Source organism: Rhodococcus koreensis (assembly GCF_900105905.1).
GTDB classification, from domain to species: domain Bacteria; phylum Actinomycetota; class Actinomycetes; order Mycobacteriales; family Mycobacteriaceae; genus Rhodococcus_F; species Rhodococcus_F koreensis.
Map to the genome: position 1 here is coordinate 2,260,260 of NZ_FNSV01000005.1, position 22,663 is coordinate 2,282,922.

Genomic DNA, 22,663 nt, shown 5'->3' on the forward strand with positions numbered 1-22,663 from the left:
GGCGACCCCGGCGGGCTCCGGCAACGTAAGTTGTCGGGAAGGCCACAAAACGGGTGGTCCGAAACACAGTGCAGACCCCCGCAGTTGACAAAGGAGTTTTCATGCCCGAGGCAGTCATCGTCTCCGCAGTACGCTCACCGATCGGCCGAGCCATGAAGGGCTCGCTCAAGACCATCCGCCCGGATGATCTGACGACGCAGATGGTGGCCGCGGCGCTGGCGAAGATCCCCGAACTCGACCCCACCGAGATCGACGACCTGCTCCTCGGCTGCGGCCAGCCCGCCGGACAGTCGGGCTTCAACATCGCCCGCGTCGTCGCGGTGGAACTGGGTTACGACTTCCTGCCCGGCGTCACCGTCAACCGCTACTGTTCGTCCTCGCTGCAGACCACCCGGATGGCGCTGCACGCGATCAAGGCCGGCGAAGGCGACGTCTTCATCTCCGCCGGTGTCGAGTCCGTGTCCAGCTTCGTCACCGGCAACGCCGACGGCCTGCCGAACACCAAGAACGCGAGGTTCGCCGACGCCGAGGCGCGCACCGCGAAGCTCGCCGAGGGCGGTGTCGCCTGGACCGACCCCCGCGAGAACGACCAGATCCCCGACGTCTACATCGCCATGGGCCAGACCGCCGAGAACGTCGCTTCGGCCACCGGCATCACCCGCGAGGAGCAGGACCGCTGGGGCGTCCGCTCGCAGAACCGCGCGGAAGAAGCGATCAAGAACGGCTTCTTCGAGCGGGAGATCACCCCGGTCACCCTCCCCGACGGCACCGTCGTCAGCACCGACGACGGCCCCCGCGCCGGCACCACGTACGAGGGCATCAGCCAGCTGAAGCCGGTGTTCCGGCCCGACGGCACCGTCACCGCCGGTAACGCGTGCCCCCTCAACGACGGTGCCGCAGCGCTCGTGATCATGTCCGACACGAAGGCGAAGGCCCTCGGCCTGACCCCGCTGGCCCGCATCGTGTCCACCGGAGTGTCCGGCCTGTCGCCCGAGATCATGGGTCTCGGCCCGATCGAGGCCGTCAAGAAGGCACTCGCCATCGCGGGCAAGTCCATCTCCGACATCGACCTGTTCGAGATCAACGAGGCGTTCGCGGTGCAGGTTCTCGGTTCCGCCCGCGAACTGAACATCGACGAGGACAAGCTGAACATCTCCGGCGGCGCCATCGCCCTCGGCCACCCGTTCGGCATGACCGGCGCCCGCATCACCAACACCCTGCTCAACAACCTCCGCGAGCAGGACAAGACGTTCGGCGTCGAGACCATGTGCGTCGGCGGCGGGCAGGGCATGGCGATGGTCCTCGAGCGCCTGAGCTAGGCGGCTCCGCCGCCCGTGAGTGGTTGACGAGTGCAGAGACTCGCTAACCACTCACGGGCGCGAAGCGCGAAAGGCCCCGAGAGCTTCTGCTCTCGGGGCCTTTTTCGCGCTTTCGCGCCTAGTCGCTGTTGAAGTAGCTCAGCAGTCGCAGGATCTCGACGTACAGCCACACCAGGGTGACGGTGAGTCCGAAGGCGACGCCCCACGCTGCCTTCTCCGGCGCCTGGGCGCGGATCAGCTGGTCGGCGGCGTCGAAGTCCAGCAGGAAGCTGAACGCGGCGATGCCGATGCAGACGAGGCTGAAGATGATCGCCACGGGACCGCCGTCGCGGAGGCCGAGGCCGCCTTCGGTGAAGAAGCTGGCGATCAGGTTGCCGAGGGCGAGGACGACGACACCGATGAGGGCGCCGATGATCATCCGCGTCAGGCGGGGTGTGACCCGGATGGCGCCGGTCTTGTAGACGACGAGCATGCCGAAGAACACGCCGAACGTGCCGAGCACGGCCTGCCCGATAAGCGCCGCACCGCCGACTCCACCGAACGTGACGTCGGTGAACATGAACGACAGCGCGCCGAGGAACAGGCCCTCCGCGACCGCGTAGGCGAGGACGATGCCCGGGTTGTCCATCTTGCGGCCGAACGTGGCCACGAGGACCAGTACGAGACCGACGAGGCCGCCGCCGATGACGAGCGGGGTCGCCAGGTTCGCGTCGTTGCTCACCAGGAAGTAGGAGATGATCGCCGATACCGTGAGCACGCCCAGCGTGACGCCCGTCTTGGTGACGACGTCGTCGATGGTCATCGAACGGTGGTCGGGACCCGTCCGGTAGGGCTCGGCCTGCGTGTACTGCGGCTGACCGAACTGCTGCGTGACCTGCGCGGCGCCGGCCGTCGTAGATCCGAACGAGGCGTATCCGCCGCTGCCCTCTTGTTTGGGCAGGTTGCGGAACACCGGGTTACTGGTGGTGCGCACCGTGCACATCCCTTCTCGTGGCTCGCCGGGTGGATCCGGGTGTCTTGTACGTTGAACGTCCCGCACCCACCGCAAGTTCCCGTTCGTCGCTTTCGGGTCGGACAATTCGGACTCTACCGGTGCCGCGGGGACACTCGCCAGACGAGGCCGGTCGGCGTGGCGGTCAGGCCACCGACCGGGTGACCGTGAACTTGGGATTCCGCCCGACCACGTCGGTTCTGCCGACGAGCCGCTGCAACCGGCCCCGGTATCCGAGGTGGGAGTTGTACACGGTCCACAACTCGCCGCCGGGCCGGAGCACGCGGCCGGCCTCGGCGAACATCTTCGAGGCCCCACCGGTGTGGACGGCCGCGCCCACGTGGAACGGCGGGTTGCACAGGACGACGTCCTGACTGTCGGTCGCGAGGCTGGACATGGCGTCGTCGCGCAGGGTGGACACCCGCCCGTCGAGCCCGTTGGCGCGGGCGGTCGCGGCAGCAGACGCCACCGCCGCCGACGACTGGTCCGTCGCGATCACCGACACCTCCGGGAGGAGGCGGGCCAGGCTGACGGCGAGGATGCCGGTTCCGCAGCCGAGGTCCACGGCCGCACGGGCCCGGGGGTTCACCCGGGGCAGGAAGTCGAGGAGGTACCGGGTCCCGATGTCCAGTTTGGGGCCGGCGAACGCCGCCCCGTAGGAGACGACGTCCAGCCCGATCTCGGCGAGGTGATCGGTGACGGGGTACGTCTGCTGCGCCGAGTCCCGCGGTCCGCGCGCGATCAGCACCCGCGACTTCTGTCTGCCGAGGGTGGCGCGGACGTCGGAGAACGACCGCCCGAGCACGTCGTTCATGGCGGTGGAGATGTGCTTGTTGCGTCCGCCCGCGTAGACGACGACGGACGGGTCGGCGTGGCGGGCGATCGTCTCGGCGACCTCGGTGAGCTCGCCGAGGCTCCGCGGCAGCTGCATCAGCACGACCGTCGCCCCCGCGAGCAGTTCCTCGCCGAGCGCGCAGGCCCGGTACCGGTCGGCGAGCCCGACGGTCGCGGCGTTGGCGGCCAGCGCCAGTTCGCCGGTCAGCGGGTCCTGGTGCACGCGGATTCCGGTGGCACCGTGCGTCACCGCGGCGCCGAGGGTGAGGGCACCGTAGTGGTCGCCGATCACGGTGAGCGTCCCGGGAGACGCGGCGGACAGGGCGGCCGCGCCCTCGTCGAGGATCAGCCGGTCGGCGGCGTCGACGGCCGTCAGGTTGGGGGCCTCGACGTCGGGGCGTCGACGCAGCCGGGAGAACAGGTCGTCCCGGTCGAACACTTCGGAGTCGAGCACGTTACCGGGACACCCACTGCGCGACGTGGGCGACGGGTTCCCGGTGGGTGCGGAATCCGTTGACGGGGTTCTCGGTGTCGGGGTACCCGAACGAGATCGCGCAGACCACCCTGCGGTCCTCCTCGAGCGCGAAGAAGTCGTGGATGAACCGCGAGCTTCCCGCGACGGCGGCCTGCGGGATGGTCGCCACTCCGAGGCTCTGCGCGGCGAGCAGGAACGTCTCGACGTACAGGCCGCAGTCCACGGCGCCGTAGGTGCCGAGTGCTTCGTGAGTGGTCACGATCGCGACGTGCGGCGCCCCGAACAGGTCGAAATTCTTCATCGTCTGCTCGGCGGACGCGGCCCGGTCGCCGGGGGCGATCCCGACGCTGGCGTACAGCTGCATGGCGCACTCGCGGCGGCGCAGTTTGTGTTCGCCCACGTATGCGCGAGGCCAGTCGAAGTCGGACTCCTGCGGGTGGGTGCGGACGTACTCCGCCAGCCCGGCGCGGAACCGCTCGGTGCCCTCCCCCTCGGTGATCGCGACCTGCCACGGCTGCGTGTTGCACCACGACGGCGTCTGCTGCGCGAGCTCGAGGATCCTCTCGATCACGTCGCGCGGCACCTGCTCCGGCAGGTATGCCCTGCAACTGATTCGCGCGTCGAGGAGCTGGGCCAGGGTGCGCTCGGCCGGGGTCGTGCGCGCTGTCGCAATGCCGGTATCCGTCACCGTCGAATTCTCCTCGGGTCTACTCGTTCTCGAACACCGCTCTCCGTGTCGCACGACCGCGATATGCTGGCGTCAGTGCACCGAGAAGGTGATTTCATTGAGTGTGCCACGACACCCGGAAAGCAGTTCCGGGCCGACCGACTCGGATCCGCAGGCTACCAAGCGGATCGTCGTGACCGACATCGTCGCGGAGCTGTCTTCGGAAGGATTCGACGACGCCCGCGAGATCGGCCGGGGAGGGTTCGGGGTCGTGTACCGCTGCCTGCAGACGGCCCTCGACCGCACGGTCGCGATCAAGGTGCTGTCCTCCGATCTGGACGGCGAGGACCGGGAACGCTTCCTGCGCGAGCAGCGTGCGATGGGAAAATTGTCGGGGCATCCGCATGTGGTCGACATCCTGCAGTCCGGGGTGACACGCAGCGGCAGGCCGTACATCGTGATGCCGTACCACCAGCGCAACTCGCTGGACGCCTGGATTCGCCGCGAAGGGCCGCTGCCGTGGAGTGAAACGCTGCGCATCGGCGTGAAACTGGCGGGCGCTCTGGAAACGGCGCACCGCCTCGGCACCCTGCACCGCGACGTGAAGCCCGCGAACATCCTGCTCACCGGATACGGGGAACCACAGCTCACCGACTTCGGCATCGCGCGCGTCTCGGGGGGTTTCGAGACGACGTCGAGCATGATCACCGGTTCGCCGGCGTTCACGGCCCCGGAGGTCCTGCGCGGTGACGCGCCGTCCGCGTCCTCCGACGTGTACAGCCTGGGCGCCGCACTGTTCTGTCTTCTGACCGGACATGCCGCGTTCGAGCGGCGGAGCGGCGAGCGGCTCGTCGCGCAGTTCCTCCGCATCGCCACGCAACCCGTTCCGGATCTGCGGGGCGAGGACATTCCCGACGACGTGTGCACTGCCATCGAGCGGGCCATGTCCGAGGAACCGACCGACCGACCGGAATCTGCAGCGGAATTCGGGCAGGAACTCCGCGACATCGAACGCAGGCACGGACTCGACGTCGACGAGATGGCGCTCCCCGCCGCGGCGGACGAGTTCCCGCGCACCGAGCACAGTTCGACGCCGACCACGCAGTCCGGGCGCAGTCGCAGCTACCGGCGGCGGTCCGGTGCCACCCCGCCGAGCGCCGCCGCCCGGTTCCGGCCGCCGACCCCGATGCGTTCCCTGGTGGAGCGCACCCGCCTCCTGGATCTGCTCCGGCTGGGCCAGCGGCGGCGGTTGACGCTCATCCACGCCCCCGCCGGTTTCGGGAAGAGCACCGTTGCAGCCCAGTGGCGCGACGTCCTCATCGAGGACGGCGCCGCCGTCGCCTGGTTGACGGTGGACAACGACGACAACAACGTCGTGTGGTTCCTGTCCCATCTCGTCGAGGCGATCCGCCGGGCCGAGCCGACGCTGGCCGACGAACTGGGCCAGGCGCTCGACGAGAACGGCGCCGAGGCGGAACGGTTCGTGCTCACGTCGCTGGTGAATCAGGTCCACGACAGCAGGCGGCACGTGGTGGTGATGATCGACGACTGGCACCGTGTCACGTCATCGGACACGATCGCGGCGATGGACTTCATCCTGGAGAACGGCTGCCACCACCTGCAGATGGTGGTGAGCAGCCGAAGCCAGGCGGGACTTCCGCTCGCCAAGATGCGGGTGCGTGACGAGCTCGTCGAAATCGACTCCGTGGCTTTGCGTTTCGACATCACAGAGTCGCAGCGGTTCCTGGTCGACCTCGGCGGACTGCACCTCGACGACTCCGACGTGGAAGCGCTGGAGGAGACCACGGACGGGTGGGTGGCGGCGCTGCAACTGGCGTCGCTCTCGCTGCGCGATCGCGCCGATCCCGGCGACCTCATCCGGCACATGTCGGGCCGCCACCACGCGATCGGCGAGTACCTGGCGGAGAACGTGCTCAGCACGCTCGAGCCTGCGCTGCTCGACTTCATGCTGGCCACGTCGATCACCGAGCGGGTGTGCGGCGAACTCGCGGGCGTGCTGGCGAACGTGACCCGCGGTCAGGCCCTGCTCGAGCAGGTCGAATCGCGCGACCTGTTCCTGCGCAGCCTCGACGAGGACCGGGAGTGGTTCGAGTACCACCACCTGTTCGCCGAATACCTGCGCCGACGGCTCGAGCGCGATCATCCGTCGCGCGTCGCGGATCTGCACCGTGCGGCCGCGCACTGGTTCGCCGATCACCACTACGTCAGCGACGCAGTGGATCACGCACTGGCGGCGGGCGATCGCGACGTGGCCGTCGCGGTGGTCGAGGAACAGGGCATGTACCTGGTGGAGCATTCGCGGATGGTCGCGCTGCTCGGCCTGGTCGACAAGCTGCCGCAGACGCTGGTCGAGTCCAGTCCGCGCATCCAGATCGCGGTGGCGTGGGCGAACATCCTGCTGCAGCGGGTGTCGCCGGCGCTGAAGGCGCTGTCGCTGGTCGCGTCGAGTCTCGAGTCGTCGGCGCTGAGCGAATCCGAGCAGGCGGACATCCGGGTGGAGGCCGACATCGTCCGCGCCGTGATCGCGGTGTCGTCCGATCGCATCGCCGGAGTGCCCGACCTCATCGCGGAATGTCTGGCCCGGCCGGAAACCCTACGCGCGTGGGTGGTCTCGGCTGGGTCCAATCTCGCCTCCGCGGTCGCGATCGCCCAGTTCGATTTCGTGGAGGCCCGCCGCCTGCAGGAGTGGGCCACCGGCTACCACCAGCGGACCATCGGACCGTTCAGCAAGATGTACGGCTACTGCTTCGCCGGTATCGCCGCGATGGAACAACTCGACATCACCGCAGCCGAGGACAACTTCCGGCTGGCCGTGCAGACCGCGACGAAATCGATCGGCTCGCACTCGCACGCCGCACGTCTCGCGGGGGCGCTCCTGGGCGAGCTGATGTACGAGCTGGGTCGTCTCGACGAGGCCGAGCGACTTCTCGACGAGAGCTACGAACTCGGACCGGAGGCGGGCATAGTCGATTTCATGATCGCCCGGTTCGTGACGGGCGCCCGGCTGAAGGCGGCACGCGGCGACGTCGTGTCCGCGGCCCGGCACCTCGACGAGGGGGCGTCCGCGGCGGCCTCGCTGGGACTGCCCCGGCTGCGGGCCCGGGTCGAGAACGAACGGGTCCGGCTCGGCCTGCCCGCCTCGCCGCAGCCGCCGCCCACTGCCGGGAAACCCAGCCGGGAACCCGATTTCGGTTTCGCCGAGATCATCGCGCAGCTCGACGACGCCACCGAGATCCGGAAGCAGTCGGCGGTCGAGCCCGACGTCGCGTGCCGCCGGGCGCAGGAGTGGGTGCGCCGGGTCGAGCAGGAGCGCAGGCCGAGGGCGGCGATGCAGGCCAATCGACTGCTCGTCGCGTGCCTGGTCGCCGCGGGACGGGTCGACGAGGCGAAGCCGGTGCTTGCGTCCATCGCCGCGACGTGTGTGCGAATCGGCTTCGTGCGCTACCTGATCGACGGCGGTCCGCGCATGGTGCCCGCCCTGACGGCGCTCCTCGAGGACCGGCGAGCGGGCCGGTGGCCGTCCGACCGGCCGGATGTTCCGGCGGAGTTCCTGGCCGCGACACTGGAGACGGCGACGCCGATCGAGAGCTAGCCGCGACCTCTCGCCACTTCCGCCACGAAGAGGAACCGCCGCGGCATATCGTGGACTGATGACCGATCCATCGCCGCAGGACGGGCCACGGTTCAGTGGTCTGCGTGCCTTGTTCGTCAACTGCACCCTCAAGCGGTCGCCCGATGTGAGCAACACCCAGGGGTTGATCGACCGCAGTGTCGGCCTGATGGAGAAGGAAGGAGTGTCGGTCGACCAGTTCCGGGCGGTGGACCACGACATCGCGACCGGCGTCTACCCGGACATGACCGAGCACGGGTGGCCGAGCGACGAGTGGCCACAACTGTTCCGGCGTGTGCTGGACGCCGACATCCTGGTGCTGGCGGGCCCGATCTGGCTCGGCGACAACGGTTCCGTCACGAAGCAGGTGATCGAGCGGCTGTACGGATGCTCGTCGCTGCTCAACGACCACGGCCAGTACGCGTACTACGGGCGGGCCGGTGGGTGTCTGATCACGGGCAACGAGGACGGGGTCAAGCATTGCGCGATGAACATCCTCTACAGCCTCCAGCATCTCGGATACGTGATCCCGCCGCAGGCCGACGCCGGATGGATCGGTGAAGCCGGGCCCGGACCGTCGTATCTCGACGAGGGGTCGGGCGGCCCGGAGAACGATTTCACCAACCGCAACACCACGTTCATGACGTACAACCTGATGCACGTCGCCGCGATGCTGAAGAAGGCAGGCGGGTTCCCCGTGTACGGCAATCAACGGTCGGAGTGGGACGCCGGTTGCCGCCCCGACTTCGCCAACCCGGACTACCGCTGAGCCGTCCCACCCGAGAGGGAAGTCATGTGCCGATTGTTCGGGCTGTCCGCCGCCCCGCACCGTGTCCGCGCGTCGTTCTGGCTGCTGGACGCCCCGGACAGCCTGGCGCAGCAGAGTCACCGCGAGCCGGACGGCACCGGCCTCGGCACGTTCGCGGAGGACGGAACTCCGGTGGTGGAGAAGCAACCACTCGCCGCCTACGAGGACGCGGAGTTCGCGCAGGAGGCGAAGCACCGGTACTCGGCCACGTTCGTCGCGCACATCCGTTTCGCGACCACGGGCGAACTGCTTCCGCAGAACACTCATCCGTTCGCCCAGGACGGTCGCGTGTTCGCTCACAACGGCGTGGTCGAGGACCTGCCGAAGCTCGAGGCGGAACTGGGCTCCGATCTCGCACTCGTTCACGGCGACACCGATTCGGAACGCGTCTTCGCCCTCGTGACCAGTCACATCGGCAGGAACGGCGGCGACGTCACGGCAGGGATCACGTCGGCCGCGCGGTGGCTGGCCGACAACGTGCCGATCTACGCGCTCAACATCCTGCTGACCACCCCCGGCGAGTTGTGGGCGCTGCGCTATCCGGACACCCACGACCTGCTCTTCCTCGAACGGCGGGCAGGCGGTCCGAGCGGCGGACGCCACCTCCAGCACGCGAGTACCCCCGGCCGGATCCGGGCCAGGTCCGAACATCTCGCCGAGCGTCCCGCGGTGGTCGTCGCCAGCGAGCAGATGGACGAGGATCCCGGCTGGACGCCGCTGCAGCCGGGCGAACTGCTGCACGTCGGCGCCGACCTCGGCGTCACCCGCGAGGTGATCGTCGATCGCCCGCCGCGGTACCCGATCCGCCTCGCCGACCTGAACGCCCGCGCGGCGGCGGCGCAGACCGAGAAATAGCTACCCGGTCAGAACTCGACCCGCACGTGCTCGCTGACGGGACGGGCCTGGCACGCGAGGATGTAGCCGCTCGCGATGTCCTCGGGGTCGAGGATCGATGCGTTGTCCATGTCCACCTCACCCTCGACGACCGTGCATGCGCAGGAACCGCATTCGCCTTCGCGGCAGGAGTAGGGGACGTCGAGTCCCGTGGAGAGCATGACGTCGACGAGCGTCGCCCGGCGCGGCCAGCTGAGGTTGTGCGCCTCGCCGTCGAGTTGCACCTCGACCGTCGACGCCGCTCCCGCTTCCGTGTCCGGCAGGTCCTCGACCACGACGTCCGCGAACGGATCACCGGACAGTGAGGTGAACACTTCGGCGTGCACCCGGTCGCGCGGGACGCCGGCGAGTGCGAGCGACTCGTGGATCGCGTCCATGAAGGGGCGGGGTCCGCACAGGTAGGCGCGGTGGTCCCGGAACCGGTCCGACAGGTTGGCAAGCTGGCGTGGTGTCGGCAGGCCCTGCACGCTCTCGAGCCAGTGCACGACGGTCAGCCGGTGTTCGTGGCGGGCGGCGAGGTCCCGCAACTCGTCGGCGAAGATCACCGACTTCTCGTCCCGGTTCGCATACACGAGAACGACTTTCCCGTTCCCTTCGCTCAGCGCCGATTTGAGGATCGACATCACCGGGGTGATTCCGCTGCCCGCGGCGAACAAGATCAGGTCTTCGTCCAGGCTCGCCGGGGTGAACACTCCGGCGGGTGGCAGCACCTCGATGCGGTCACCGACGCCGACGTTGTCGCACAACCAGTGCGAACCGTAGCCGCCCGCGGTGCGCTTGATCGTCACCTTCGGCAGGTCGTCGGTGAACGGCGAACTGGCCAGCGAGTAGCACCGCGCGACGGATCCCGTCCGGTCGCTCGGGATGCGCAGAGTCAGGAACTGCCCGGGCTTGTAGGCGAATTCGTGCCTGCGCTCGTCGGGGACGTCGAACACCAGCGACCGGGCGTCGGACGTCTCCTCCACGACGGCGGCCACGGTGACCACTACTGATCGCGAACTGCGTGGTGTTTCAACGGTCGTCATCGCGACGGTGCCCTCTCGCTACGGTAATTCGATCCTGCCGAAACTAGTGCAGTTCGACAGTGGTGGCCTCAGCCTTTCCCGCTGGGCGGGACCCCGGATTTTCGCCGTCAGCCCCAACGGGACTGCCCGCCGTCAGCCCCAACGGGACTGCCCGCCGTCAGCCCCAACGGGACTGCCCGCCGTCAGCCCCAACGGGACTGCCCGCCGTCCAGGGGGATGGTCGCCCCGGTGAGGTAGCCGGCGTCCTCGCTCACGAGGAAGACGACGGCGCGCCCGATGTCGGTCTCGGCGTCACCGACCCGTCCGAGGGGGATGCCCGCCACGAACTCCGCCGCCTCGTCCGGGTTCCGGTCCATCCACCGCGCGAGCGCCGGACTCTTCGCGTGCGGGGCGACGGACAGCACCCGGATGCCGTCCCGGCCCCACTCGCACGCCGCCGACCTGGTCAGCGAACGCATGCCCTCCTTGATCGAACCGTAGGCGCCGTAGTTGCTCGCGTCCCAGCGGACGGCCGCCGACGTGACGAGGTTGACGATCACGCCGCCGCCGCGCGAGACCATGTGCGGGTGGCACGACTGCATCATCCGCAGCGTCGCGAGCGGTCCCGTCGCGAACGACCGCTCGTACTCCTCGTCGATCACCGACAGGATCGGTCCCGGTGAGCAGTCGTTGGCGTTGTTGACCAGGATGTCGACGCCGCCGAACACATCCACGGTCCGCTCGACGGCGGACGCGATGTCCTTGCGCCTGCTGACGTCGCACACCACGGGTGCGCTACGGGCGCCGATCGTGGACAGTCGCTCGCACGTGTCGTGCAGTTTCGATTCCGTGCGTCCGGCGACCGCGATCGCCGCCCCTTCCCGTGCGAGGGCGAGGGCGATTCCCTGCCCGATCCCCTGGCCGGCACCCGTGATCAGTGCGACCTTGCCGTCGAGTGTGTTCATGTCCGCTCCCGTTCCCCTACTATCGAGACCAAGCAATTGCTTGGTCGTACATATTCACTGATCACCGCCGAGCGCCGGGTCTCCCCCGCGCTCCCCACTCCGAAGGTCTCCCCGTGACACATCCCCGTCCTCTCGATTTCAGTGGCCGCTCCGTCGTCGTGACCGGCGGTACCAAGGGCATCGGTTTCGTCGTCGCCGAGGCGTTTCTCGCCGCGGGTGCGAACGTGCTCGTGTGCGGCCGGTCCGCGCCGGACACCCTGCCCGCCCACGGTGATCGCACCGCCGCGTTCCGCGCCACCGACGTTCGCGACCACGCCGACGCCGCTGGACTGATCGACGATGCCGTCGCCCGATTCGGCCGCCTCGACGTCCTCGTCAACAACGCGGGTGGGTCGCCCGACGCCGACGCCGCCACCGTCTCGCCGCGCTTCGTCGAGAAGATCGTCGCGCTGAATCTGCTGGCACCCTTCACCGTCGCCCAGGCCGCGAATGCGGTGATGCAGCAGCAGTCCGACGGCGGCGCGATCGTCAACATCGGCAGCGTCTCGGCCCACGATCCGCAACCGGGCACCGCCGCCTACAGCGCCGCGAAGGCGGGCCTGCTCGTGCTGACGAAAGCGCTTGCGCTCGAATGGGCTCCGAAGGTCCGCATCAACCACATCACCACAGGCCTCATCCGCACCGAGAGCGCGGCGTCCGTCTACGGCGATGACGGCGGCGCCGCCGTCACCCGGACCCTTCCGATGGGGCGGATGGCGGTGCCGTCCGACATCGCGGACGCCTGCCTGTTCCTGGCGAGCGCGCAGGCGTCGTACGTCAACGGCGCCGATCTCGCCGTCCACGGCGGCGGCGAATACCCGGCGCGGTACCTCGCGGCCCACTCCTGACCTCGACACCGAACGCCGCACCGGTTCAGTTCACCTGCACCGGTGGGGCATTCGGCGACGGAAGGCGACCGTGCGGTCAGCCGAACGCGGCGCGGGCGCCGGCGATCACCGGCCGGTCGCCCTGGACGAGTTCGAACGACGCATCGTGCGCGTCGCCCCACGCCCGCAACGACGGCGCGTCGCCCGGGTACACCGGTGCGGCGAACCGTCCCTCGAGTCGGGCGAGGTCGGCGGGGTGCACGTCGAGCGCCCGCGCGAGTTCCAGCGCGCTCGCGGCGAGGGTGCACAGGCCGTGCATGATCGGCCGGGGCTGCCCGATCCGCTCCGCCGCCGCCGGATCGATGTGGATGTGGTGCCGGTCGCCGGTCAGCCGGTACAGCGCCGCCTGGTTCTCCGCGGTGTGCAGGACGCGCTGCACGACCGGTTCGCCCTCGGGCCGAGACGGTTTCGCGGGACCGCGATCGCCGCCGAACCCGCCCGCGCCCGGCGCGAACAGCGACCAGGTGGCGACGAAGAACTCTGATTCGACGCGCACGTCGAACACTGCCGCCGAACCCTTGTCCCACACCTCGCCGACGGACGCCGACAACGCGATCTCGCCGCGACGCGGAAGTGGCGCGAGCACCGTCAGTTCCTGCGATCCGTGCAGCGCCGTCTTCGTGTCGAAAGCGCCCCGCGACCCCAGTTCGTCGGGCGCCCACTGGGCGAGCGTCAGAGCGAACGTGGGCAGCACCCGCAGACGCTCCTCGAAGACGAGGTCCAGTTCGGTGGCCCTCGCACCCACCGACAGTGCGTACAGGATGGCATCGCGCTCGTCGTACCTCACGGTCCGGGTGCCGAGGTCCTCACCCCGCCACGCTCCTGCCGTCGTGCGCTCGGTTGTCGTCATGATCAGTCCTCTCTGCCCAGGATCAGGCCGCTGGTGGGCACGGCGGTGCCCGCGGTCACCAGCACGTTGCCGATGCCGTCCGGTTGTGTGGTCGACGTTCCGCGGATCAGGCGTACCGCCTCGGCGATGCCGTTGACCCCGTGCAGATAGGCCTCGCCGATCTGGCCGCCGTGCGTGTTGGATGGGAGGCGGCCGCCGATCTCGAGGTTGCCGTCCCGGATGAAGTCCTTCGCCTCGCCGGGGTCGCAGAACCCGAGTTCCTCGAGTTGCGGCAGGACGAGCGGGGTGAAGTGGTCGTAGAGGATCGCCGCCGCGATGTCGTCCGGCGCGAGACCGCTCTGCCCGTAGAGTTGCCTGCCGACGAGGCCCATTTCGGGTATTCCGGTGATGTCGGGCCGGTAGTAGCTTGCCATCATGTGCTGGTCCTTGCCGGACCCCTGCGCGGCGGCCTTGATCATCGCCGGGGTGTTGCGGAGGTCCTTGGCGCGTTCGGCGGAGACGACGACGAGCGCCTGGCCGCCGTCGGTTTCCTGGCAGCAGTCCAGTAGACGCAGCGGTTCGGCGATCCACCGCGACTGCTGATGGTCGTCGAGGGTGATGGGCCTCCCGTGGAACCAGGCGGCGGGGTTGACGGCGGCGTGCTTGCGGGCGACGACCGCGACCCGGCCGAAGTCCTCGCTCGTGGCACCGTACCGATGCATGTACCGGCGGGCGAACATCGCCACCCACTGGGCGGGCGTCGACAGTCCCTGTGGGGTCAGCCAGGCGTAGGCGGCCCGGTCCGCGGTGCTGTCCATCGGGCGGTCGTGCTGCCCGAGTCCGTAACGCACACCGGACCGTTCGTTGAACGCGCGGTAGCAGACGACGACGTCCGCGATGCCCGTCGCCACGGCCATGGCCGCCTGCTGGACGGTGGCGCACGCGGCGCCGCCGCCGTAGCCGATGCGGGAGAAGAACTTCAGCTCACCGATGCCCGTGTTGCGGGCGACGAGTACCTCACCGTTGGTTTCGGCGGTGTACGTGGACAGTCCGTCCACCTCGGACGGGTCGATGCCCGCGTCGGCGAGCGCGGCGACGATCGCCTCGCACGCCAGTTGCAGTTCGCTGCGTCCCGAGTGCTTGGAGAATTCGGTGGCGCCGATGCCGACGATGGCGGCGGCGCCCGACAGGGGGCTGGTCACAGGTCTCCTCGTGCAGGCAAGGCGACGACGACGGTGCCGGTGGCGTGGTCGCCGAGGCTGTTCGTGCCGCGGATCTTCACGGTCGCGAGGCCGTCGTCCTTCGCGACCACCTCACCGGTCAGGGTCATCTCGTCGCCGGGGTGGTTGGGGACGCCGAGCCGCACCGCGATGCGGCGCAGCGACGCGTGTGGGCCCGCCCAGTCGGTGACGAACCGCCCCACCAGTCCATTGGTGGTGAGGATGTTCATGAACACGTCCTTCGATCCCCGCTCCACCGCGAGGGCCGGGTCGTGGTGGACGTCCTGGAAGTCGCGGGTGGCGAGGGCGGTGGCGACGATCAGGGTGCGGGTCAGCGGAATCACCAGCTCCGGCAGCCGGTCGCCGATCTGCACGGTCTCGTAGGCCGGGGCGCCGACGGTCGCGGTCATGCGACCACCTCGACGCCGGCCGCCAGTTGCGCACCCAGACGCGCCAGGTCGGAAGAGGCGCCGCCGAGTGTGGCGGCGAGCTGTTTGCCCCACAGCAGGTGCCGGTGCACCGGGTAGTCGGTGTCGACGCCGATCCCGCCGTGCACGTGCTGCGTGCGGTGGACGACCCGCTGGCCGCCGTCGGTGGCCCACCATTTCGCCACCGGCACGGCGGTTCCCGGATCCTCCCCGCTCCCGAGGAGCCAGACGGCCTGCCAGAGCGTCACACGCATGGCCTCGAGGTCGATGTAGCAGTCCGCGAGCTGGTGGGTGACGGCCTGGAATGTCGCGAGCGGGCGGCCGAACTGGGTGCGTCCATTGAGATAGGTGACGGCCTGACGGACCGCACCTTCGCCCACGCCCAGCTGCAGGGCAGCGACCGCGAGCTCCGCCCGGTCGAGCAGCCACCGCACCGCGGTACCGTCCGCGGGGCCGAGTGGCTCTGCCGGCGCCCCGTCGAACGTGACGTTCGCGCAGATCTCGCGGGTGGTCGACTCCGCCTGCTGCGCGGTCACTCCCGCGGATTCCGGGTGCACCAGGAACAGCGCCGGACCGCTCACTGTCGCCGCGGAGACGACGAGGCGTTCGGCGACATGCGCCACCGGCACCGCGGCCTTGGCGCCGTGCACGTGCCACCGGCCGTCCACCTCGCGGGCAGTCGTCGCCGGTTCACCGTCCACATAGGGTCCGAACTCCTCGAGTGCGACGGTGAGGATCAGGCTGCCGTCCGCCGCCGCGGGGACCAGGGCGTCGCGTTGGGTGGGCGCCCCGAACTCGGTGATCGCGAGCGCGCCGAGCACGTGCGGCCACAACGGAACCGGCGCCACGGTCCGGCCCTGTTCCTCGAGCAGGACGAACAGTTCCGCGAGTCCCGCGCCGCCGCCCCCGAGGTTCTCGGGCAGGGCGATGCCGAGCAGACCGGTGGTGGCGAGTTCGCGCCACAGTTCCCGGTCGATGCGGTCGGCGGTCGACTCGATTTCCTTGATCCGTTCGGGTCGCGACTTGGCGGCGAATACGTCCGCGGCCAGTCCGCGCACCGCTTCCTGCTCCTCGCCGAATGTGAAGTCCATCAGTTCTCCTCCCATGTGGCGGGCCGGAACGCGGGGAGCGTGAGTTCCGGGTCGGCGTCGATCCAGTCCAGTTCCACCGGCATTCCGATGTGCACGTCCCCCGGTTCGACGCCCGTCATGTTGGCGATCAGCCGGGTGCCCTCCTCGAGTTCGATCACCGCGACGATCAGGGGGTAGTCGAAGGCGTCGATCTTCGGGTGGTGGTTGACGACGAACGTGTAGACGGTGCCCCGCCCCGACGCGTCGACGGTGTCCCACTCGGTGGAGCGGCACTCCCCACACATCGGTCCGGTCGGGTGCCGAAGCACACCGCAACCCGTGCACCGCTGGATGACGAGGCGGTGCTCGCGGGCGGCCGCGAACCAGAAGGCGTTGTCCTCGTTGAGGGCAGGACGCGGGCGCAGGGCGCGCGGGACCGGGCGTTCGGTGGGCCGGAAGCGGAGTGTCCGCCACCGCTGGGTGCCGACGATCTCACCGTCGCCGTTGCGGTACGTCTTGAGCGTGGTGACGAAATGTCCGGCGCCGAGCCCGGTCAGCTTCTCCGCGGACACGGACTCGACCACCTCGGTCATGCTGACCCGGTCGCCGGGGCACAGTTCGGCGAAGAATTCCTGGTCGGAATCCGTGGCGACGACGGACGTGAATCCCGCCTCGTCGAGGGTGTCGACCAGTTCCGTCCAGACGGGTGACGGGTCGGCGCCGGACATCTTGTCTGCGTACGTGCGCATCGTCCACACCTGCAGCATCTGGGCCGGCGCGACGGCACCGGGACGGCCGGTGGCGCGTGCGGCGTCGTCGTCGAGGTAGACGGGGTTCGTGTCACCCATCGCCTCGGCCCAGTGCCGGATCATGGGTGTGTTCACGGGGTCGGGACCCCAGGTGGCAGGGACGATCGTCCGACCCTCGAACGCCCGAAGCCGGGTGAGGAGTTCGCTCATTTCACCCTCTTCTCGCGCACCAGTCCGAGGCCAAGGGTGCCGACCATGTCGCGGAGCACCTCGTTGACGCCGCCGCCGAACGTGTTCACCACGCTCTGCCGTGAGATCTGTTCGATCTGGCCGGCGAGGACCGCTCCCGGTGAGCCGGGGCGCAGCCGGCTCGCGGCGCCGAGGATCCCGAGCAGCGTGCGGTAGACGTCGACGTGGGTTTCGGTGCCGTACGTCTTGGTGGCGCCGGCGTCGGCGCCCGACAACGCGTCCCGCGCGACCGCGGCGGTCATCTTCCAGTTCAGCAGTCGCATCGCCTCGAGCTTGGCGTGGGTGCGGGCGAAGTCCATCTGTACCCAGGGGATGTCGAGTGCGCCGTTCTCCCGGGCCCAGTCGAGAACCTGGTGCCACAAGCCGAGTGTGCGGCCGCCGAGCGCCGCGAGCCCGATCCGTTCGTGGTTGAGTTGCGCGGTGATCAACTGCCACCCGCCGTGGACGTCGCCCACGACGTCCTGATCGCCGACCCGGATCCCGCTGTAGTACGTCGACGTGACTGTCAGTCCTCCCACGGTGTGGATGGGCGACCAGCTGAACCCGGGGTCGTCGGTGGGCACGATGAGGATCGAGATTCCCTTGTGTTTGGGCGCGTCCGCATCGGTGCGGCACGCCAGCCACACGTAGTCGGCGGTGTTGGCGCCGCTGGTGAAGATCTTGTTGCCGTCCACGATCCACGAGTCCCCGTCGCGCACGGCCCGGGTCTGCAGCGCGGCGAGGTCGGTGCCTGCCTCGGGTTCGGTGTAGCCGATGGCGAACACGATGTCGCCGGCGAGGATGCCGGGCAGGAACCGCGCCTTCTGCTCCTCGGTGCCGTACTTCATCAGCGTGGGCCCGACGGTGTTGACGGTGACGAACGGGAACGGCAACCCGGCCCGCTGCACCTCGTCGAAGAACACGAACTGGTCTTCGATCGACCGACCCTGGCCGCCGTACTCGACCGGCCAGCCGACACCGAGCCAGCCGTCCTTGCCCAGCAGGCGCACGATGTCGCGGAAGTGTTCGCCGCCGACACCCTCCTCACCTGCGACGCGCCGCTTCTCCTCCGGCAGCAATGCCGCGAAGTAGGCGCGCAATTCCCGCCGGAGTTCCCGCTGCGCGGGCGATTCCCTCAGATCCATCGGCGATCTCCTCATGCCTGTGCGTGGCTGTCGCCACGTGTGTTCTGGACGCTAACCAGCACTCCCCCGCCCCGGTGCCGGTGTCTCGGTCACCGGGAGGCGGCTGTCGCCGATGCCGGGCGTCCGCTGGAATGGTGGAATGGCCACCGAATTCGCTCTCACCGAACTCACCGCCCGCTACGCGCGGGCCGTCGACCGGCGCGAGGCGGCGACGCTCGCGACGCTGTTCGACCCCGACGCGACGTTCGTCCTTCCGCCCGCGTTGACGGGCACCGGCGCGGCGACGGAACTGCACGGCAGTGACGCACTCGCGTCCGCCGTCGTGGACGCCGTCACGCATCTGCATTCCACGCGGCACGTCGTCCACCAGCAGGTGCTCGACGTGGACGGGTCGACGGCGTCGGGTGAGACGTACTGCACCGCCCATCACATCTACTCCGGCCGAAACGGATTCCGTGACAACCGGATCGCACTGCGCTACCACGACCGCTACGTGCTCGGCGACTCCGGCTGGCGGTTCGCCCGGCGCGAACTGATCGTCGACTTCAGCGAGGACGTGCCGGTCACCGTGCCGGACTGAGTCCCAGGCGGGCCGAGCAGGCGGCCATCTCGTCGACGACCTGGTCCAGGGACTGCGCGTGCCGGGACGCCGACAGGACGAGCCGGTTCGCGCCCAGGTCCCGGGACCGGTCGAGTTTCGCCTCGTCCAGCCGGGGCAGCGTGGCACCCAGCACGAGTTCGACGTCGGCAGGGTCGCGGCCCGCGCCTGCCGCGGCGGCCCGCATCCGGGCGATCGCCCGATTCAGGTCGTCGCCGGCGAGGCCGAGGGGCTGGAACCCGTCGCCGAGCCTCCCGGCACGGCGTGCGGCGGCCGGGCTGTGACCGCCGATGAAGAGCGGCACGCCCGAATCCCGCTGCGGTTTGGGCCAACTCTGCGCGCCGCGGAAGGAGAAGTATTCGCCCTCGAAGTCGACCGCGGCGGTGCCCGACCACAGGGCCCGCATCACCGCGATCGCCTCGTCGGCCACCGCGCCGCGTCGGTCGAAGTCGCCGCCGCACGCCTCGATCTCCTCCCGCATCCAGCCGAGACCGAGGCAGACGCGGAGGCGTCCCGCCGACAGCCGGTCCAGGGTGGCGAGGCGTTTCGCCAGCACCACCGGGTGATGGTTGGGCAGTACCAGCACTCCCGTCGCGAGACCCAGGGTCGTCGTGGCGCCGGCGACGAACGACAGCAGTTCCAGGGGGTCCGGGAGGCTGCAGTCGTCGGGCAGATGCGACTTTCCGGTGGGCGAGTACGGGTATTCGCTCTCCGTGTCCGCGATGACGACCGAGTGTTCGACGGCGGAGATCTCGTCGAATCCGAGTGATTCGGCAGCCCTGGCGAATTCGAGTATCCACTCGGGCTCACCGGCCCGTCCCAGCTCGACGGGAATCACCACACCCAGTTTCATGTCACCCTCACCGTCACACGTGCAGGAATCGTTGCCGGCCGTGCGTGTGGAACTCCTGCTCCAGCGCGGCCTTCTCACTGTCGGTCATCGCGTGGTACTCGGGAACACCGCGTCCCACCCACCGGAAGACCGGATCGTCGCACCGCCAGCGCTGTTCCTGCAGGGTCCGTTTGAGCACCTTGTTCGATCCCGTCACCGGCAGGTCCGTCGACACCCGGACGAATCGCGGGGCCGCCTTCGTGCCCAGGTCGTCCTGGCCGGCGAGGAACGCGGCGAACTCGACCGGATCGAAATCGGTCGGGTCCGACACCTCGACGGCCGCCATCACCTGATCACCCGACCTCGGGTCGGGCACGGCGTACACGCCGGTGGCGATCACTTTCGGGTGGCGGCGCAGAATCCGCTCCACCATCAACGCCGAGGTGTTCTCGCCGTCCACCCGGATCCAGTCGCCCTTCCTGCCTGCGAAGTAGATGAAGCCGGCCTCGTCGACGTACCCGAGGTCGCCCGTCCAGTACCACCCGTGCCTGATCCGGTCGGCGATCGCGTCCTCGTTCTTGTAGTAGCCCTCGAACCGTGCCGCGCCCGCCCTGTCGATCATCTCGCCGATCGCCTCGTCCGGGTTGAGCACCCGGCCGTGCTCTCCGATCCGAGCCCGGGTCTTCTCCGCGAGCGTATCGGGGTCGACGATGACGATGTTCTCGTTCGCGGGCCTGCCGAGCGCGCCCTCGGGGGCGTGGGGGTCGAGCGTCACCGAGCCGGCGCCCTCACTCGAGCCGTATCCCTCGTACAGTTCGGCGCCGAACCGGCGGACGAATTCGGCCTTGTCCTCCGGGGACGCCTCGGTCCCGAAACCGCGGACCAGCGTGTTGTCCCGGTCGTCGGGTTGTTCCGGGGTGGCCATCAGGTACGCCAGCGCCTTGCCGACGTAGGTGAAGAACGTGGCACCGAAGAACCGGACGTCGGGCAGGAAACCGGACGCGGAGAACCTTCGCGGCAGGCAGACGGTGGCGCCGATGGCGAGCGCGGGCGCCCACAGCGCCATCAACGCGTTGCCGTGGAACAGCGGCATGCAGCAGTAGTCGACGTCCTCGCGCACGTGCCCGTACTTGGCGATGTTCGCGTACGCCAGCCGGGCGAGGCGGCCCTGACTGCACCGCACCGCCTTCGACGTGCCGGTGGTGCCGGACGTGAAGAGCAGCAGGAACAGCGTCGACGGGTCGAGCGCGGGGTCCTCGACCGGGTGCTCCACGGCGTGGGCCGCGACGAGGTCGGTGTAGGCCGGTTCGTCGACCAGCAGGAACCGGTCCTCGGACAGCCCGAGGTCGAGACCCGCGAGCTGCGCCTTCCCCGCGGTGTCCGTCACGATCAGCTGACAGTCGACGTACCGGATCTCGGCCTCGAGTTCCGCCCCGCGGCGGGTCGGGTTGATGCCGACGACGGTGGCGCCTGCGAGGGCCGCGCCGCCCAGCCAGAACAGGAACTCGGGGGTGTTCTCCAGCAGGACGCCCACGTGGAACGGGCCGTCGCGGCGCAGCGAGGACGCGACGCTCCCGCGCGCGGCACTCTCGTGCACGACCTCGTCCCAGGTCCAATCCTGTTCCCGGGTGCGGACTCCCATCCTGTCGTCACCCAGGCGGTCGAGCAGCATCCGGGCGATCGTGGTGCGTTCCAACTCCATCTCTCCTGTCGACACGGCCTGCACGCTCACTGCGCTCGGAGCACGCAGTGGGTGCCACCGTAGATCGCCGTCATGCACTTGTTGCAGTGAATGCACAATCCGGGGTTGTGGTTCTCGTCCGTGATGCGGTTGACGAGGTCGGGTTCCCGCAGCAGTGCCCGTGCGACCGCCACGAACTGGAAGCCCTCCTCCATCGCCAGGTCCATGGTCGCCTTGCCGGTGATGCCGCCGAGCAGCACGAGCGGCATCGTCACGGCGGCCCTGATCTGCCGGGCGTCCTCGAGGAGGTAGGCGTCGCGGTAGGGGTATTCCTTCAGGAAATGCTTGCCGACCAACCGGATTCCCAGTTTCGTCGGCTGCGGCATGACGGCGGCGAACTCACGGAGCGGCGCGTCGCCCTTGAACAGGTACATCGGATTCAGCAGCGAACTGCCCGCGGTGAGCTCGAGCGCGTCGAGTGAACCGTCCCGTTCGAGCCACTGCGCCACCTGGATGGCCTCGTCCACCCAGAAGCCGCCGGGCACACCGTCGTCCATGTTCAGCTTCGCGAGGATCGCGATCCGGTCTCCCACCGCGTCCCGCACGGCCCGGGCGGTCTCGAGCGCGAACCGGGCGCGGTTCGCCAGGGATCCGCCGTACTCATCGGTGCGCTTGTTGACCTTCGGGCTCAGGAAGGAGCTGATCAGGTAGTTGTGGCCGAAATGGATCTCCACGGCGTCAAATCCCGCCTCCACCGCGCGGCGGGCCGCGTTCGCGTGCGCCTCGACGATCCGGGCGATATCGGCCGTCGAAGCCGGCTTGGAAAAGTTCTGCGTGGTCATCCGGAAGGCACGGGACGGGCCCAACGCGGGGTACCCGATGTACTTCGCGGCCGCGACCGGTCCCGCGTGACCGATCTGCGCAGACACCGCCGCGCCCTCGCCGTGGATGGCGTCGGTCAGCTTCCGCAGGCCCGGCATCGTCTCGTCGGTCCATTGGATCTGGCCGGGCGAGGTCCGGCCGTCGGCGGCGACCGCGCAGTACGCGACCGTCGTCATGCCCACTCCTCCGGCGGCGGGCTGCCGATGGAATTCGATGAGCTCGTCGGTGACCAGACCCTTCGGGGTCAGCCCCTCGTACGTCGCCGCCTTGATCACGCGATTACGCAAAGTGATCGGCCCGAGCCGGGCCGGGGCGAGCGGATCGACCTTCACTGCGGGCGGGTCGAGATCTATCGTCATATGAGTTCCTCCAGCTGCGATTCGCTGTCGAACGTAACGGCGCCGGGATGTCACGGATCGTGGCAGTCTCGCTGAGTGGTAACCACGTCCGGGCGCCCGTCACGGCGTGCCATCTTGTGTCGGTACGA

20 protein-coding genes are annotated in these 22,663 nt (G+C 69.2%); 6 read left to right on the forward strand and 14 right to left on the reverse strand.

Features of this window, described 5'->3' with window-relative positions:
- The first annotated feature begins 101 nt into the window (after positions 1–101).
- Positions 102–1,319 (forward strand): acetyl-CoA C-acetyltransferase, encoded by a 1,218-nt coding sequence (locus tag BLV94_RS15200; protein WP_072940718.1) that lies wholly within the window; start codon positions 102–104, stop codon positions 1,317–1,319.
- A gap of 118 nt (positions 1,320–1,437) precedes the next feature.
- On the opposite strand, the gene BLV94_RS15205 is transcribed toward BLV94_RS15200, so the two are convergent.
- From BLV94_RS15205 to BLV94_RS15215, 3 genes are all read right to left on the reverse strand, one after another.
- Complete coding sequence (locus BLV94_RS15205; protein WP_174705482.1) at positions 1,438–2,292, reverse strand: Bax inhibitor-1/YccA family protein; 855 nt, start codon at positions 2,290–2,292, stop codon at positions 1,438–1,440.
- Positions 2,293–2,455: 163 nt separating this feature from the next.
- On the reverse strand, positions 2,456–3,598 hold the full coding sequence (locus BLV94_RS15210) for a class I SAM-dependent methyltransferase (protein ID WP_072940723.1): 1,143 nt from the start codon (positions 3,596–3,598) through the stop codon (positions 2,456–2,458).
- Position 3,599: 1 nt separating this feature from the next.
- Positions 3,600–4,307, reverse strand: a complete 708-nt coding sequence (locus BLV94_RS15215; protein ID WP_072940726.1) for a nitroreductase — start codon at positions 4,305–4,307, stop codon at positions 3,600–3,602.
- Positions 4,308–4,410: 103 nt separating this feature from the next.
- Here BLV94_RS15215 and BLV94_RS15220 point away from each other — a divergent pair, with 103 nt between their 5' ends.
- Genes BLV94_RS15220 through BLV94_RS15230 form a run of 3 tightly spaced genes read left to right on the forward strand, consistent with a single transcriptional unit; the run spans position 4,411 to position 9,580 of the window.
- Positions 4,411–7,899 carry a serine/threonine-protein kinase gene (locus BLV94_RS15220; RefSeq protein ID WP_072940744.1) on the forward strand — a complete coding sequence of 1,163 codons (3,489 nt, stop codon included), beginning with the start codon at positions 4,411–4,413 and terminating at the stop codon, positions 7,897–7,899.
- Between the two features lie 58 nt (positions 7,900–7,957).
- On the forward strand, positions 7,958–8,686 hold the full coding sequence (locus BLV94_RS15225) for a flavodoxin family protein (protein WP_072940749.1): 729 nt from the start codon (positions 7,958–7,960) through the stop codon (positions 8,684–8,686).
- Between the two features lie 24 nt (positions 8,687–8,710).
- Positions 8,711–9,580, forward strand: a complete 870-nt coding sequence (locus tag BLV94_RS15230; RefSeq protein WP_072940752.1) for a class II glutamine amidotransferase — start codon at positions 8,711–8,713, stop codon at positions 9,578–9,580.
- Between the two features lie 8 nt (positions 9,581–9,588).
- Here the strand turns inward: BLV94_RS15230 and BLV94_RS15235 are convergent, their stop codons facing one another.
- Both BLV94_RS15235 and BLV94_RS15240 read right to left on the reverse strand, forming a co-directional pair.
- Positions 9,589–10,644: a ferredoxin--NADP reductase gene (locus BLV94_RS15235; RefSeq protein WP_072940755.1), complete on the reverse strand. Its 1,056-nt coding sequence runs from the start codon at positions 10,642–10,644 to the stop codon at positions 9,589–9,591.
- A 182-nt stretch (positions 10,645–10,826) separates the two neighbouring features.
- Positions 10,827–11,588: an SDR family NAD(P)-dependent oxidoreductase gene (locus tag BLV94_RS15240; protein ID WP_072940758.1), complete on the reverse strand. Its 762-nt coding sequence runs from the start codon at positions 11,586–11,588 to the stop codon at positions 10,827–10,829.
- Between the two features lie 113 nt (positions 11,589–11,701).
- On the opposite strand from BLV94_RS15240, the gene BLV94_RS15245 reads away from it, so the two are divergent.
- On the forward strand, positions 11,702–12,475 hold the full coding sequence (locus BLV94_RS15245) for an SDR family oxidoreductase (protein WP_072940761.1): 774 nt from the start codon (positions 11,702–11,704) through the stop codon (positions 12,473–12,475).
- Between the two features lie 76 nt (positions 12,476–12,551).
- Here BLV94_RS15245 and BLV94_RS15250 read toward each other — a convergent pair whose 3' ends face one another.
- From BLV94_RS15250 to BLV94_RS15275, 6 genes are read right to left on the reverse strand one after another with little or no spacing between them, the layout of a single operon-like run.
- Complete coding sequence (locus BLV94_RS15250; RefSeq protein ID WP_072940764.1) at positions 12,552–13,364, reverse strand: MaoC/PaaZ C-terminal domain-containing protein; 813 nt, start codon at positions 13,362–13,364, stop codon at positions 12,552–12,554.
- A gap of 2 nt (positions 13,365–13,366) precedes the next feature.
- Positions 13,367–14,545 (reverse strand): lipid-transfer protein, encoded by a 1,179-nt coding sequence (locus BLV94_RS15255; protein WP_072940767.1) that lies wholly within the window; start codon positions 14,543–14,545, stop codon positions 13,367–13,369.
- Complete coding sequence (locus BLV94_RS15260; protein WP_072940769.1) at positions 14,542–14,973, reverse strand: MaoC family dehydratase; 432 nt, start codon at positions 14,971–14,973, stop codon at positions 14,542–14,544. Before BLV94_RS15260 ends, BLV94_RS15255 begins: the two co-directional genes overlap by 4 nt.
- Complete coding sequence (locus BLV94_RS15265) at positions 14,970–16,082, reverse strand: acyl-CoA dehydrogenase family protein (RefSeq protein WP_072940772.1); 1,113 nt, start codon at positions 16,080–16,082, stop codon at positions 14,970–14,972. The genes BLV94_RS15260 and BLV94_RS15265 overlap by 4 nt, the downstream gene beginning before the upstream one ends.
- Positions 16,082–17,020, reverse strand: coding sequence for a bifunctional MaoC family dehydratase N-terminal/OB-fold nucleic acid binding domain-containing protein (locus tag BLV94_RS15270; RefSeq protein WP_072940775.1), 939 nt, complete (start codon positions 17,018–17,020; stop codon positions 16,082–16,084). Before BLV94_RS15270 ends, BLV94_RS15265 begins: the two co-directional genes overlap by 1 nt.
- On the reverse strand, positions 17,017–18,183 hold the full coding sequence (locus tag BLV94_RS15275) for an acyl-CoA dehydrogenase family protein (RefSeq protein WP_072940778.1): 1,167 nt from the start codon (positions 18,181–18,183) through the stop codon (positions 17,017–17,019). Before BLV94_RS15275 ends, BLV94_RS15270 begins: the two co-directional genes overlap by 4 nt.
- A 139-nt stretch (positions 18,184–18,322) precedes the next feature.
- Between BLV94_RS15275 and BLV94_RS15280 the strand changes: the two genes are divergently transcribed.
- Positions 18,323–18,763 carry a nuclear transport factor 2 family protein gene (locus BLV94_RS15280; protein ID WP_072940781.1) on the forward strand — a complete coding sequence of 147 codons (441 nt, stop codon included), beginning with the start codon at positions 18,323–18,325 and terminating at the stop codon, positions 18,761–18,763.
- On the opposite strand, the gene BLV94_RS15285 is transcribed toward BLV94_RS15280, so the two are convergent.
- The 3 genes from BLV94_RS15285 to BLV94_RS15295 are packed head-to-tail and all read right to left on the reverse strand — an operon-like array spanning position 18,747 to position 22,535.
- Complete coding sequence (locus BLV94_RS15285; RefSeq protein ID WP_072940784.1) at positions 18,747–19,634, reverse strand: LLM class F420-dependent oxidoreductase; 888 nt, start codon at positions 19,632–19,634, stop codon at positions 18,747–18,749. The genes BLV94_RS15280 and BLV94_RS15285 overlap by 17 nt on opposite strands.
- A 13-nt stretch (positions 19,635–19,647) precedes the next feature.
- Positions 19,648–21,315 carry a steroid-22-oyl-CoA synthetase gene (casI, locus tag BLV94_RS15290; protein WP_072941186.1) on the reverse strand — a complete coding sequence of 556 codons (1,668 nt, stop codon included), beginning with the start codon at positions 21,313–21,315 and terminating at the stop codon, positions 19,648–19,650.
- Positions 21,316–21,341: 26 nt separating this feature from the next.
- Complete coding sequence (locus tag BLV94_RS15295) at positions 21,342–22,535, reverse strand: NADH:flavin oxidoreductase (protein WP_072940787.1); 1,194 nt, start codon at positions 22,533–22,535, stop codon at positions 21,342–21,344.
- Positions 22,536–22,663: the final 128 nt, after the last annotated feature.